Genomic DNA, 12,108 nt, shown 5'->3' on the forward strand with positions numbered 1-12,108 from the left:
GCAGACTTCCGGGGAAGCGACAATGATGATGCGAAAAATACTGGGGGCGGGTGCCGCTCTGGTACTTGCTGTCAGTTCCACGCTGGCGATTGCCGAAACCAAGAGCCTGACCATCGGGTACGTAGAAGGCTGGTCCGACAGCGTCGCCACCACCTACGTGGCTTCCGAAGTGATCAAACAAAAGCTCGGCTATGAGGTCAAGTTGCAGTCTGTCGCAGCCGGAATCATGTGGCAGGCGGTGGCCACCGACAAGCTGGACCTGATGCTGTCCGCCTGGCTTCCGGGTACTCACGGCGAGTATTACGCCAAGTACAAGGATCAGGTCGTCAACTACGGGCCCAATTTCAAGGACGCCAAGATCGGCCTGATCGTGCCTGAATACGTGAAAGCCAAAAGCATTGACGACCTCAAGACCGATGATTCTTTCAACAAGAAGATCACCGGGATCGATGCCGGCTCGGGCGTGATGCTCAAAACCGATCAGGCCATCAAGGACTATGGGCTGGACGGCTACAAACTGCAGGCCAGTTCCGGCGCGGGCATGATCGCCGAGCTCACCCGTGCCGAGAAGGCCAAAAAAGCCATCGTGGTCACCGGCTGGGTACCGCACTGGATGTTCGCCAAATGGAAGCTGCGCTTTCTGGACGATCCCAAAGGCGTCTACGGCGCTGCAGAAACCGTCGACAACATTGGCAGCCTGAGCCTGGAGAAAAAAGCGCCGGACGTCGTGGCTTTCCTGAAAAAGTTCCAGTGGGCCTCCAAGGACGAGATCGGCGAAGTGATGCTGGCGATTCAGGACGGCGCAAAGCCTGAAGCGGCTGCCAAGAACTGGGTTGCCAAACACCCGGACCGTGTCGCTGCGTGGACTGCTAAATAGTCTCGAAACGCTCTGTAATGACCTTCTCAAGGCCGTCTGGTGTTATCGCCAGACGGCTTTTTGCTTTTCTGCCCCCCAGTATTTTCTGCACGACCGACTGGCGGTGCGTCGCCACCGTGCGTGGAGCTGAAACGACGGCTAATGTCGTTCTAATACTAAGGTCGTCTGGAGTGCACGCCGGACCCGACTAAAGTGCGTTACGTGACATCTCATCTGTGCTGCGAGGACAAAAACAATGAACGACAGCATTTACCTCTCGATTCAAAACAGCCCCCGTTTCAAGGAGCTGGTATCCAAAAGAGAGCGTTTCGCCTGGATTCTTTCGGCGATCATGCTTGGGCTGTATGCAGCCTTTATTCTTTTGATTGCTTACGGGCCCCATATTCTGGGTGCCAAACTAAGCGCCACATCGACCATTACCTGGGGAATGCCGATAGGCGTAGGGCTGATCCTTTCTGCGTTCGTGCTGACCGCCATCTATGTTCGTCGTGCAAACGGCGAGTTCGATGACTTGAACAACGCGATCCTGAAGGAGGCTCAGCAATGATCTGGCGCCTATCCGCAGCACTTGGCCTGGCCGCATTCGCTCCGACCCTCTGGGCGGCAGACGCGTTGACTGGCGCAGTACAGAAACAACCCCTCAACGTTGCGGCGATCATCATGTTCGTCATCTTCGTTGCCTTCACGCTGTACATCACTTACTGGGCCTCGAAGAAGAACAAGACTGCATCGGATTATTACTCGGCGGGCGGCAAGATCACTGGCTTCCAGAATGGGCTGGCCATCGCTGGCGACTACATGTCGGCAGCATCCTTTCTGGGTATTTCCGCGCTGGTCTACACCTCTGGCTACGACGGTCTGATCTACTCGATCGGCTTTCTGGTCGGTTGGCCGATCATTCTGTTCCTGATCGCCGAACGTTTGCGCAACCTGGGCAAATACACCTTTGCCGACGTGGCGTCGTACCGCCTCAAGCAAAAAGAAATTCGCACGCTGTCTGCCTGCGGTTCGCTGGTTGTGGTGGCGTTTTACCTGATTGCGCAGATGGTCGGTGCCGGCAAACTGATCCAGTTGCTGTTCGGTCTGGACTACACCGTTGCGGTCGTTCTGGTCGGTATCCTGATGTGCCTCTATGTGCTGTTCGGCGGCATGCTGGCCACCACCTGGGTGCAGATCATCAAGGCAGTCATGCTGCTGTCCGGTGCGTCGTTCATGGCGCTGATGGTCATGAAGCATGTCAACTTCGACTTCAACATGCTGTTCTCCGAAGCGATCAAGGTTCACCCCAAAGGTGAAGCGATCATGAGCCCTGGCGGCCTGGTAAAAGATCCGATCTCTGCGTTCTCGCTGGGTTTGGCGCTGATGTTCGGTACGGCCGGTCTGCCACACATCCTGATGCGCTTCTTCACCGTCAGCGATGCCAAGGAAGCCCGTAAATCAGTGCTGTATGCCACGGGCTTCATCGGCTACTTCTACATCCTGACCTTCATCATCGGTTTTGGCGCGATCCTGCTGGTCAGCACCAACCCGGCGTTCAAGGACGCAGCAGGTGCCTTGCTGGGCGGTAACAACATGGCGGCGGTGCACCTCGCGGATGCGGTGGGTGGCAGTCTGTTCCTGGGCTTCATCTCGGCAGTCGCGTTCGCCACCATTCTGGCAGTGGTTGCCGGCTTGACCCTGGCTGGTGCTTCGGCGGTGTCTCACGACCTGTATGCCAGCGTAATCAAGGCTGGCAAGGCCAACGAGAAAGACGAAATCCGTGTCTCGAAGATGACGACGATTGCTCTGGCAGTCGTGGCAATCCTGCTGGGCATCGCGTTCGAGAGCCAGAACATCGCGTTCATGGTGGGCCTGGCTTTCTCCATCGCAGCCAGCTGTAACTTCCCGGTCCTGCTGCTTTCCATGTACTGGAAAAACCTCACCACCCGTGGCGCCATGATCGGCGGCTGGATGGGCTTGGTCAGCGCCGTGGTGCTGATGGTGCTGGGGCCGACCATCTGGGTGCAGATCCTGCATCACGAGAAAGCCATCTTCCCTTACGAATACCCGGCGCTGTTCTCGATCGCCATCGCATTCGTGGGTATCTGGTTCTTCTCCATCACCGACAAGTCGAAAGCGGCAGAGGGCGAGCGCGCCTTGTTCTACCCGCAGTTCGTCCGGTCGCAAACCGGGCTGGGTGCCAGCGGTGCGGTTTCGCACTAAGCAGCACAGGTAATGAACGAAGCAGCCTTCGGGCTGCTTTTTCATGGGCAATGTTTTTTCGGGCAATAAAAAGCCCCGCTTGAGAAAGCGGGGCTCTGGTCTACCGCCTGAGGCAGCAGGTTATATCTTGCCGAGTAACACCAGAATCAGCAGGATCACCAGGATCGTACCGATGATGCCCGACGGACCGTAGCCCCAGCTGCGCGAGTGCGGGAATACTGGCAGACCGCCGACCAGCAGCAGAATCAGAACGATGATAAGAATAGTGCCGATGCCCATAATGAGTTCCCTCTTTTAATTGCAGTTGAATAGCGAGTGCCGATAAGTTTTCGCACCGGAAGGTGGTGTATTTACCTGCTTGAATCATCCGACTGCCACCGTTCAGGAAAGGTTCGGTCTATTTTCAATAATTCCTTACAAATTTTAAAAATCATTAAAATCATGGAGTTGATGCGGTTTTGTCCGACAATAACTCGGTTTTAACGGCAAGTAGTGGGGTTAAATAGTCTTAAAAATGATTGAACTTAAAGGTGTGTCCCTTTTCGTCTACATGCGTGTGTGATTTGAGTTCCTTTGTTTCTGGTCTGGTTGAGGGCATGCCGATGTTTTACCGAGTAGCGGCGGATGCGGTAGTGGCGTTCCATCTGTTGTTCATTGTGTTCGTCCTCGTTGGCGGCCTGCTGGTACTGAGACGGCCCTGGCTGGCGTTGCTGCACGTTCCTGCGATCATCTGGGGGGCCGTAGTTGAGTTTCTGCATCTTTATTGTCCGCTGACCCCTCTGGAAAACGCATTGCGCAGCAAGGCTGGCGAGCAGGGCTATGAAGGCGGCTTCGTCGAACACTATCTGATTCCTCTGATTTATCCCGCAGGGCTGACGCCGGGCATACAGCTCTGGCTGGGTGGTGTCGTTCTGTTGATCAATGCGGCGGTATATGGCGTGCTGCTGATGCGCTGCGTGGCTCGGATCAGGCGGGCATGAGTCTGCAGGTTTGCTCCAGGCATTCAGCGCCTTGATGGTGGGGTTATCGGGCCTCGACTGTGATTACACTCAGCCGACTCCTGCACACCACAAGGCATTCGGCTATGCAAAACCGCATCATGATTACTGGCGCCGGCTCAGGTCTGGGTCGTGAAATTGCCCTGCGCTGGGCACGCGAAGGGTGGCGGCTGGCGTTGTCGGACGTCAACGATGTCGGTCTGCAGGAAACCATAAGGCTGGTGCGCGAGGCGGGCGGTGACGGGTTTGTCCTGCGCTGCGACGTTCGCGACTACAGCCAGCTCACCGCATTTGCGCAGGCGTGTGACGAGCGTTTTGGTGGTATCGACGTGATCGTCAATAATGCGGGTGTGGCGTCGGGTGGCTTTTTCAACGAATTGTCACTGGAGGACTGGGACTGGCAGATCGCGATCAACCTGATGGGCGTGGTCAAAGGCTGCAAGGCGTTCCTGCCGATGCTGCTGGCCAGCAAGGGCAAGATCATCAACATTGCTTCAATGGCTGCGTTGATGCAGGCACCGGCCATGAGCAATTACAACGTCGCCAAGGCCGGGGTTGTGGCGCTTTCCGAGAGCCTGCTGGTTGAATTGAGTGATCAGGATGTGAGCGTGCATGTGGTCTGCCCGTCATTCTTTCAGACCAATCTGCTGGATTCGTTCCGCGGTCCGACCCCGGCGATGAAAGCGCAGATCGGCAGACTGCTGGAGAAATCGCCGATCAGCGCCGCAGACATCGCCGACTACATGTTTACGCAGGTTGCCAAGGGCGAGTTCATGATCCTGCCTCACGAAGAAGGACGGATGGCGTGGGAAATGAAGCGTAAACAGCCACAGGCGATGTACGAGGAAATGACCGTCATGTGCGCCAAGATGCGCGCGAAGGCGCAGAAAGGGCATTCTTGACGCGGGGCATAGGCACCGTGGTTGGGATGATTGTTCCGCACGCTCCAGCGTGGGAATACAGTTCGCGTCGCAAAAGAGGACGCGGAGCGTCCCGAACGGCATGACGACGCAGAGCGTCGCACGATGGTGGTCATCGTTGGGATTATCGTTCCCTACGCTCCAGCGTAGGAACGCCTTGCGTGACGCTCCGCGTCGCAAAAGAGGACGCAGAGCGTCGCACGATGGTGGTCATAGTTGGGATTATCGTTCCCTACGCTCCAGCGTGGGAACGCCTTGCGTGACGCTCTGCGTCACAGACGTGCGCCGCGCTGCATGCCTGAAGTCATCGTGGTCATTAACACGCGGTTTTCTGCTAGGGTTGCGCGCATCTTTCAGCTCTATCCCGAGAACCGTTCATGCTCAATTACCTGTGGTTCTTTCTCGCCGCGCTGTTCGAGATATTCGGCTGCTATGCCTTCTGGCTGTGGCTGCGCCAAGGCAAGAGCGCCTTGTGGGTGATCCCGGCGTTGATCAGCCTGACAGTCTTCGCACTGTTACTGACACGAGTCGAAGCGGCGTATGCCGGGCGTGCCTATGCGGCGTATGGCGGGATTTACATCGTGGCGTCGATTGCCTGGCTGGGGCTGGTCGAGCGGGTCAGGCCACTGGGCAGCGACTGGCTGGGCCTGGCTTTCTGCGTCATCGGCGCGACCATTATTCTGCTGGGCCCACGCTGGTCAGCGCCCTGAAATCGCAGCTTCAAACAAGGCTTTTCCTACAGATTTGGCTTGAAAGTAAGATGTTTCCTTCAGTGGTTTCCGATGGCCTTGAAGGACATTACTGATTTGCCACCACCACGTTGAAGCCCTCGCGCGTGCCGTGCACCCTGCCTCCTTTTATGCAAAGCGAGGGTAGGACGATGCTGGTACTGACACGGGAAATTGGTGAGACATTTTCTATTGGTGACAACATTACCGTGCAGATTCAGGGGATTAACGGCAATCAGGTCAGGCTCGGAATCAGTGCGCCCAAAGATGTCAAGGTTCACCGTGCCGAGGTCTACAAGCGGATTGCCAAGATGCTTTCACAGCAGGCGCCAACGCCACCCCAATAAACAGCACCGATGACGTTCAGGCAGCGCTTATTCAAAGAATTCCTTGGGCACATCGTGCTTGAGCATCAACTGGCATTGCTGGCTCTCGAGGTCGAAAAAGATCACTGCCTGACCCTTGGTCAGCGCATGCCGCACACGTAGCACCCGGGTTTGCAGTGGCGTTTCGTCGCCGTTGTCAGTGCCCTCGCGGGTGACAAAATCCTCGATCAGGCGGGTAAGTGTGTCGGGTTCCAGTTGATCGTAGGGGATAAGCATGGCGGTTCTCTTGTCGATGAGCGGCGATGATAGAACTGCGGTGCCGGGCACCGCAATTCAATTCATTGCGCCTCAACTCTCTTCGCGATTCTGCCCGATCAGGCTGTCGACCGGCGGCACGCGGGTATCGGATTCCATCTGCGCATCGTGTTCCAGCTGATGGCTGAACCGCTCCAGTGATGACTGCGCCGGTTTGGCATCGCTGGCAAACACCGGCGGGCTGAGGATGTACGCGCCAAGCAGCTTGCTGAGCGCCGCCAGGCTGTCGATGTGGGTGCGCTCATAGCCATGAGTCGCGTCGCAACCGAATGCCAGCAGGGCGGTACGAATATCGTGTCCCGAAGTCACTGCAGAATGCGCATCGCTGTAGTAGTAACGGAACAGATCACGACGCACCGGCAGCTCGTTTTCCACGCCCAGACGCAGCAAGTGACGAGACAGGTGATAGTCGTATGGACCGCCGGAATCCTGCATGGCCACGCTGACCGCATGTTCGCTGGAGTGCTGGCCCGGTGCGACTGGCGCGATGTCGATACCGACGAATTCGCTCACGTCCCAAGGCAGCACGCCCGCCGCACCCGTGCCGGTTTCTTCGGTGATGGTGAACAGCGGATGGCAGTCGATCAACGGTTCGGCACCACTTTCGACAATCGACTTGAGCGCCGCCAGCAGTGCTGCAACGCCAGCCTTGTCGTCCAGGTGGCGAGCACTGATGTGACCGCTTTCAGTGAATTCCGGCAATGGATCGAACGCTACGAAGTCACCAATACCGATGCCCAGCGATTCACAGTCGGCGCGCGTGGTGCAGTAAGCGTCCAGGCGCAGTTCGATATGGTCCCAGCTGATCGGCATTTCATCCACAGCGGTATTGAATGCATGACCAGAAGCCATCAGCGGCAGAACGCTGCCACGGATCACGCCGGTGTCCGTGAACACGCTGACCCGGCTGCCTTCGGCAAACCGGCTGGACCAGCAGCCGACTGCGGCAAGTGCCAGTCGGCCATTTTCTTTGACTTCGCGAACGCTGGCACCAATGGTGTCCAGGTGTGCTGAAACAGCGCGATCGGGGCTGTTCTGTTTGCCCTTTAGCGTGGCGCGGATCGTGCCGCGGCGGGTCAGCTCGAACGGGATGCCCAGTTCTTCCAGACGCTCGGCCACGTAGCGCACGATAGTGTCGGTAAAGCCCGTCGGGCTCGGGATCGCGAGCATTTCCAACAGCACTTTCTGCAGGTACTTCAGATCCGGATCGGGAATGGTTGCAGGGGTCATGAATGCTCCTTATGGAGCAGTTGCAAGCCACAGGCTGCAAGGGTCGCGACCGCTTGCAGCCTGATACTCGCAGCTGCGATCAGATATGCACAGGCAGGCTGTGCGGAAACAGCAGATCGACGAAGCGTTCGGCAGTGGGTTGCGGTTCGTGGTTGGCCAGCCCGACACGCTCGTTGGCTTCAATGAACACGTAGTCGGGCTGATCGGCAGCAGGCACCATCAGGTCTAGGCCGACCACCGGAATGTCCAGCGCTCGCGCCGCACGCACGGCCGCATCGCTGAGCACCGGGTGCAGAATGGCCGTGACATCTTCCAGGCAGCCACCGGTGTGCAGATTGGCGGCGCGCCGCACGGCGAGGCGCTGATCCATCGGCAGAATGTCGGCATAGTCGTAGCCCGCCTCACGCACAGTGCGCTCGGTCTCCTGATCCATCGGAATGCGGCTTTCGCCATCGGTTGCGGCCGCACGCCGACGACTTTGTGCCTCAATCAATTGCTTGATGGTGTGACGGCCGTCACCAATGATTTCTGCCGGGCGACGTATCGCTGCGGCCACCACCTGAAAGCCGATCACCACAATGCGCAGGTCCAGGCCTTCGTGGAAGCTTTCCAGAATCACCCGACTGTCGAACTGACGCGCCTGTTCGATAGCGCTCTGCACGTCTTCAATCGTGCGCAGATCCACGGCAACGCCCTGGCCTTGCTCGCCGTCCAGCGGCTTGACCACGACTTGCCGGTGTTCTTCAAGAAATGCGAGATTCCCCGCCTCGTCGCCTGCCCGTTGTTGCGCAGGCAGACGCAGCCCGGCTGCTTTCAGTGCACGATGGGTCAGGCTTTTGTCCTGGCACAGCGTCATGCTGACGGCGCTGGTCAGGTCGCTCAACGATTCCCGGCAGCGAATACGACGGCCGCCGTAGCAGAGGGTAAACAGCCCGGCATCGGCATCATCGACTTGCACGTCGATACCGCGACGATGGGCTTCTTCAACGATGATCCGCGCATACGGATTGAAGTCCGCCTGCGGGCCCGGGCCGAGGAACAGTGACTCGTTGATGCCGTTCTTGCGCTTGATGGCGAAGGTCGGCAGGTTGCGGAAATTCAGCTTGGCATACAGCGCCTTGGCCTGTTCGTTGTCATGCAACACCGACAGATCAAGATAGCTCAGACCGCGACTCATGAAGTGTTCGATCAGGTGGCGAACCAGCACTTCACCGACGCCCGGGCGTGTGCATTGCGGATCTACCGCCAGGCACCACAAGCTGCTGCCTTTTTCCGGGTCGTTGAACGCTTTTTGATGGTTCAGGCCCATGACGCTGCCGATAATCGTGTTGCTGCCTTCGTCCTCGGCCACCCAATACACCGGGCCACCTTGATGACGCGGCGTCAGCAGAGCAGGGTCAATGGGCAGCATGCCGCGCGCCAGGTACAGATTGTTGATCGCCTGCCAGTCGGTGTCGTTGTGCGCACGGCGAATACGATAGCCACGGAACACACGCTGGGCAGGGCGATAGTCGCTGAACCACAGGCGTAGCGTGTCCGATGGGTCGAGAAACAACTGCTGCGGTGATTGCGCCAGTACTTGCTGTGGCGCGGCCACGTACAGGGCGATATCGCGTTCACCGGGTTTCTCGTTCAGCAGGTCCTGTGCCAGCGCCACCGGATCAGGATAAGTGTGACCGATCAGCAAGCGCCCCCAGCCACAATGCAGCGCCAAGGGCTCTGCATCGATCTGGCTGCCGTCTTCAGCGAGGCGCGCTTGCAAACGTTCATACGAGGGCGACTGTCCGCGCAACAGGCGTTGGCTATAAGTCGTCGCGTTCTGTTTCATCAATCACAGTCCTTGTTCGCTGAGCCACAGGTTCAGCGCTGCCAACTGCCACAACTTGGAGCCACGCAGTGGCGTAAGCTGGCCCTCGGGGTTGGTCAGCAGTTTGTCGACCATGGCCGGATTGAACAGGCCACGGTCCTGACTCGGATCGGTCAGCAGCTCGCGTACCCAGTTGAGGGTATCGCCCTGCAAATGCTTGAGGCCAGGCACCGGAAAGTAGCCTTTCTTGCGGTCGATCACTTCCGAAGGAATGACCAGGCGTGCGGCTTCTTTCAGTACCTGCTTGCCACCATCGGGCAGCTTGAACTTGCCGGGAATACGCGCAGACAGTTCGACCAGACGATAGTCGAGAAACGGTGTACGCGCTTCCAGGCCCCAGGCCATGGTCATATTGTCGACACGCTTGACCGGGTCATCGACCAGCATCACCGTGCTGTCCAGGCGCAGGGCCTTGTCGACCGCTGCACTGGCACCCGGCTGAGCGAAATGATCGCGAACGAAGTCACCGGCTGCATCGTTGGCCGTGCGCCATTTTGGCTGAACGGTCTCAGCGTATTCTGCATAACTGCGGTCCACGAATGCATCGCGGTAGGCCGCAACCGGGTCGCTGGCACCGTCGACCTGCGGATACCAGTGGTAACCGGCGAACAGCTCGTCAGCGCCCTGGCCGCTCTGCACAACCTTGCAATGCTTGGCCACTTCGCGCGACAACAGGTAAAAGGCGATGCAGTCATGGCTGACCATCGGTTCGCTCATGGCGCGGAACGCCGCAGGCAACTGCTCGATGATCTCGCTTTCCTGAATACGCAACTGATGGTGACGTGTGCCGTAATGCTTGGCGATCAGGTCCGAGTACTGGAATTCGTCGCCACGTTCGCCGCCCGCATCCTGAAAGCCGATGGAGAACGTCGACAGGTCTTCGACGCCGACTTCACGCAACAGACCGACCAGCATGCTGGAGTCGACACCACCGGACAGCAGCACACCGACATCCACTGCCGCCCGCTGACGAATGGCAACCGCTTCGCGTGTGCTGTCCAGCACCCGGTCGCGCCAGTCTTCGAGGGTCAGGTTCTTCTCGTCTTCATGCGGACCATAAGGCAGCGTCCACCAGACTTTCTGCTCGACCTTGCCGCTGGCGTCAACCCGCATCCAGCTCGCCGGCGGCAGCTTCTCGACACCGGCCAGCAGCGTGCGCGGTGCAGGCACCACGGCATGGAAGTTGAGGTAATGGTTCAGTGCCACCGGATCAAGCATCCCGCTGATATCACCACCCTTGAGCAGGGCAGGCAGCGAGGATGCGAAGCGCAGGCGCTTGTCGGTTTTCGACAGGTACAACGGCTTTACGCCGAGGCGGTCACGGGCAATGAACAGCTGCTTGCTGTCGCGCTCCCAAATGGCAAACGCGAACATGCCGTTGAGCTTGGGCAGCATGTCTGCGCCCCACGCGTGGTAGCCCTTGAGCAGCACTTCGGTGTCGCCACCTGAGTGGAACTGATAGCCAAGGCTTTCCAACTCGGCACGCAGTTCCGGGAAGTTATAGATCGCACCGTTGAAGGCCAGAGACAGGCCAAGGTTGCTGTCGATCATCGGCTGCGCCGACCCATCTGACAGGTCCATGATTTTCAGACGGCGATGACCAAGGGCAATCGGCCCCTGGCTATGAAAACCCCACGCATCCGGGCCGCGAGGCGCCAGCTCATGGGTAATGCGTTCAACCGCGGCGAGGTCCGCTGGTTGATGGTCGAAACGAAGTTCACCTGCTAATCCGCACATAAGTCCTTACCGGGTTTCCGTTGGGGAGGTGACTGAGAAAGTGCAGTCACCCAGAAACTGACCCAGTGAAGGCGGGGTAGTTTTAGATCAAAAAGTTATAAGCGGCGAGTTGCGCCTTTTGAGGCGGTGCCTTTTAGCGGCATTGAGGACTTGGATATTGGCTGCCGGCTTTTTGTGAAACGAGTTGTATTGGATTAAAAAACATAACTCTGGGCGCCCATTTTGCATTGTTTTAACATGCGCCCAGGGTTATATTTTCACGCAAGGAGACTGAGGTGCAGAGCAGGCATTTGATGAAGGAGCTTGAAGCACACGGGTGGATTCTTGATCGCGTTACCGGCAGTCATCATATGTTCAAACATCCGCAAAAAGCTCAGACAGTTCCAGTGCCACATCCCAAGAAGGATTTGCCAGTGGGTACGGTGAAAGCCATCAGAAAGCTGGCCGGATTGGTGTAATTCAGTTTTATCCTGCAACCTTCTCGGAGAAAAAAATGAAATATCCAATGTGCATAGAGTGGGGAGATGAAACCACAGCGTTCGGTATCCAGATCCCTGACATTCCCGGCGCAATCAGTGCAGGCGATACCTTCGAGCAAGCTCATGCGGCGGCCGTGGAGATTGCGCATATCATGCTGCAAGAGATCGCCGCCAGTGGTGGAACCCTCCCCAAGGCCAGGACCGTTGCCGAGCATGCCAAAAACCCTGACTTCTCCGGAATGGGCTGGGGCATGCTCGAAATCGATATAACCCTTTATCTGGGAAAGACCGAGAAAGTCAACGTCACCTTGCCGGGTTTCGTCATCAAGCAGATCGACCGCTATGTGCGGGATCACAGCATCAAGAGTCGCTCGACCTTCCTCGCCGATGCCGCGCTTGAAAAACTTGGTCGGGCGTAACGGCGGTCGA

14 protein-coding genes are annotated in these 12,108 nt (G+C 57.8%); 9 read left to right on the plus strand and 5 right to left on the minus strand.

Going from position 1 to position 12,108, the window contains the following annotated elements:
• The first annotated feature begins 22 nt into the window (after nucleotides 1-22).
• The 3 genes from I9H07_RS06045 (at nucleotide 23) to I9H07_RS06055 (ending at nucleotide 3,079) form a co-directional block, all read left to right on the plus strand.
• Nucleotides 23-877 (plus strand): glycine betaine ABC transporter substrate-binding protein, encoded by an 855-nt coding sequence (locus I9H07_RS06045; protein ID WP_236423641.1) that lies wholly within the window; start codon nucleotides 23-25, stop codon nucleotides 875-877.
• A 235-nt stretch (nucleotides 878-1,112) separates the two neighbouring features.
• The gene (locus tag I9H07_RS06050; protein ID WP_024671894.1) at nucleotides 1,113-1,424 is read left to right on the plus strand and encodes a DUF485 domain-containing protein; all 312 of its coding nucleotides are present in this window, start codon (nucleotides 1,113-1,115) and stop codon (nucleotides 1,422-1,424) included.
• A complete protein-coding gene (locus I9H07_RS06055) occupies nucleotides 1,421-3,079 on the plus strand; it encodes a cation acetate symporter (protein ID WP_024671895.1) in 1,659 nt (552 codons plus the stop codon). Before I9H07_RS06050 ends, I9H07_RS06055 begins: the two co-directional genes overlap by 4 nt.
• 120 nt (nucleotides 3,080-3,199) lie before the next feature.
• Here the strand turns inward: I9H07_RS06055 and I9H07_RS06060 are convergent, their stop codons facing one another.
• Nucleotides 3,200-3,358: a DUF3309 family protein gene (locus I9H07_RS06060; protein ID WP_002552554.1), complete on the minus strand. Its 159-nt coding sequence runs from the start codon at nucleotides 3,356-3,358 to the stop codon at nucleotides 3,200-3,202.
• Nucleotides 3,359-3,681: 323 nt separating this feature from the next.
• Here I9H07_RS06060 and I9H07_RS06065 point away from each other — a divergent pair, with 323 nt between their 5' ends.
• The 4 genes from I9H07_RS06065 (at nucleotide 3,682) to csrA (ending at nucleotide 6,072) form a co-directional block, all read left to right on the plus strand.
• Entirely contained in the window at nucleotides 3,682-4,059 is a 378-nt protein-coding gene (locus I9H07_RS06065; protein WP_024671896.1) for a DUF2784 domain-containing protein, read from the plus strand.
• A 104-nt stretch (nucleotides 4,060-4,163) separates the two neighbouring features.
• Nucleotides 4,164-4,979: an SDR family oxidoreductase gene (locus I9H07_RS06070; RefSeq protein WP_236423639.1), complete on the plus strand. Its 816-nt coding sequence runs from the start codon at nucleotides 4,164-4,166 to the stop codon at nucleotides 4,977-4,979.
• Nucleotides 4,980-5,374: 395 nt separating this feature from the next.
• Nucleotides 5,375-5,707 (plus strand): YnfA family protein, encoded by a 333-nt coding sequence (locus I9H07_RS06075; RefSeq protein ID WP_024672266.1) that lies wholly within the window; start codon nucleotides 5,375-5,377, stop codon nucleotides 5,705-5,707.
• A 170-nt stretch (nucleotides 5,708-5,877) separates the two neighbouring features.
• Complete coding sequence (gene csrA, locus I9H07_RS06080) at nucleotides 5,878-6,072, plus strand: carbon storage regulator CsrA (RefSeq protein ID WP_236423638.1); 195 nt, start codon at nucleotides 5,878-5,880, stop codon at nucleotides 6,070-6,072.
• Nucleotides 6,073-6,099: 27 nt separating this feature from the next.
• Here csrA and I9H07_RS06085 read toward each other — a convergent pair whose 3' ends face one another.
• The 4 genes from I9H07_RS06085 to I9H07_RS06100 form a co-directional block, all read right to left on the minus strand.
• Nucleotides 6,100-6,327, minus strand: a complete 228-nt coding sequence (locus I9H07_RS06085; RefSeq protein ID WP_003314533.1) for a YheU family protein — start codon at nucleotides 6,325-6,327, stop codon at nucleotides 6,100-6,102.
• A gap of 72 nt (nucleotides 6,328-6,399) precedes the next feature.
• Nucleotides 6,400-7,596: an osmoprotectant NAGGN system M42 family peptidase gene (locus I9H07_RS06090; RefSeq protein ID WP_024672264.1), complete on the minus strand. Its 1,197-nt coding sequence runs from the start codon at nucleotides 7,594-7,596 to the stop codon at nucleotides 6,400-6,402.
• Nucleotides 7,597-7,675: 79 nt separating this feature from the next.
• The gene (ngg, locus tag I9H07_RS06095; protein ID WP_236423636.1) at nucleotides 7,676-9,424 is read right to left on the minus strand and encodes an N-acetylglutaminylglutamine synthetase; all 1,749 of its coding nucleotides are present in this window, start codon (nucleotides 9,422-9,424) and stop codon (nucleotides 7,676-7,678) included.
• Nucleotides 9,425-9,427: 3 nt separating this feature from the next.
• The gene (locus I9H07_RS06100; RefSeq protein WP_024672262.1) at nucleotides 9,428-11,200 is read right to left on the minus strand and encodes an N-acetylglutaminylglutamine amidotransferase; all 1,773 of its coding nucleotides are present in this window, start codon (nucleotides 11,198-11,200) and stop codon (nucleotides 9,428-9,430) included.
• A 275-nt stretch (nucleotides 11,201-11,475) separates the two neighbouring features.
• Here I9H07_RS06100 and I9H07_RS06105 point away from each other — a divergent pair, with 275 nt between their 5' ends.
• Entirely contained in the window at nucleotides 11,476-11,658 is a 183-nt protein-coding gene (locus I9H07_RS06105; protein WP_024672261.1) for a type II toxin-antitoxin system HicA family toxin, read from the plus strand.
• A 35-nt stretch (nucleotides 11,659-11,693) separates the two neighbouring features.
• Nucleotides 11,694-12,098 carry a type II toxin-antitoxin system HicB family antitoxin gene (locus I9H07_RS06110; protein WP_024672260.1) on the plus strand — a complete coding sequence of 135 codons (405 nt, stop codon included), beginning with the start codon at nucleotides 11,694-11,696 and terminating at the stop codon, nucleotides 12,096-12,098.
• The last annotated feature ends 10 nt before the right edge of the window (nucleotides 12,099-12,108 follow it).

Origin of the sequence: Pseudomonas syringae (assembly GCF_023278085.1) — a bacterium.
Classification (GTDB): Bacteria; Pseudomonadota; Gammaproteobacteria; order Pseudomonadales; family Pseudomonadaceae; genus Aquipseudomonas; species Aquipseudomonas syringae_Q.

Excerpts from the sequence above, each read along its gene's own strand:
- I9H07_RS06045 (WP_236423641.1), top strand. The coding sequence starts at position 23 with ATGATGATGCGAAAAATACTGGGGGCGGGTGCCGCTCTGGTACTTGCT.
- I9H07_RS06050 (WP_024671894.1), top strand. The coding sequence starts at position 1,113 with ATGAACGACAGCATTTACCTCTCGATTCAAAACAGCCCCCGTTTCAAG.
- I9H07_RS06055 (WP_024671895.1), top strand. The coding sequence starts at position 1,421 with ATGATCTGGCGCCTATCCGCAGCACTTGGCCTGGCCGCATTCGCTCCG.
- I9H07_RS06060 (WP_002552554.1), bottom strand. The coding sequence starts at position 3,358 with ATGGGCATCGGCACTATTCTTATCATCGTTCTGATTCTGCTGCTGGTC.
- I9H07_RS06065 (WP_024671896.1), top strand. The coding sequence starts at position 3,682 with ATGTTTTACCGAGTAGCGGCGGATGCGGTAGTGGCGTTCCATCTGTTG.
- I9H07_RS06070 (WP_236423639.1), top strand. The coding sequence starts at position 4,164 with ATGCAAAACCGCATCATGATTACTGGCGCCGGCTCAGGTCTGGGTCGT.
- I9H07_RS06075 (WP_024672266.1), top strand. The coding sequence starts at position 5,375 with ATGCTCAATTACCTGTGGTTCTTTCTCGCCGCGCTGTTCGAGATATTC.
- csrA (WP_236423638.1), top strand. The coding sequence starts at position 5,878 with ATGCTGGTACTGACACGGGAAATTGGTGAGACATTTTCTATTGGTGAC.
- I9H07_RS06085 (WP_003314533.1), bottom strand. The coding sequence starts at position 6,327 with ATGCTTATCCCCTACGATCAACTGGAACCCGACACACTTACCCGCCTG.
- I9H07_RS06090 (WP_024672264.1), bottom strand. The coding sequence starts at position 7,596 with ATGACCCCTGCAACCATTCCCGATCCGGATCTGAAGTACCTGCAGAAA.
- ngg (WP_236423636.1), bottom strand. The coding sequence starts at position 9,424 with ATGAAACAGAACGCGACGACTTATAGCCAACGCCTGTTGCGCGGACAG.
- I9H07_RS06100 (WP_024672262.1), bottom strand. The coding sequence starts at position 11,200 with ATGTGCGGATTAGCAGGTGAACTTCGTTTCGACCATCAACCAGCGGAC.
- I9H07_RS06110 (WP_024672260.1), top strand. The coding sequence starts at position 11,694 with ATGAAATATCCAATGTGCATAGAGTGGGGAGATGAAACCACAGCGTTC.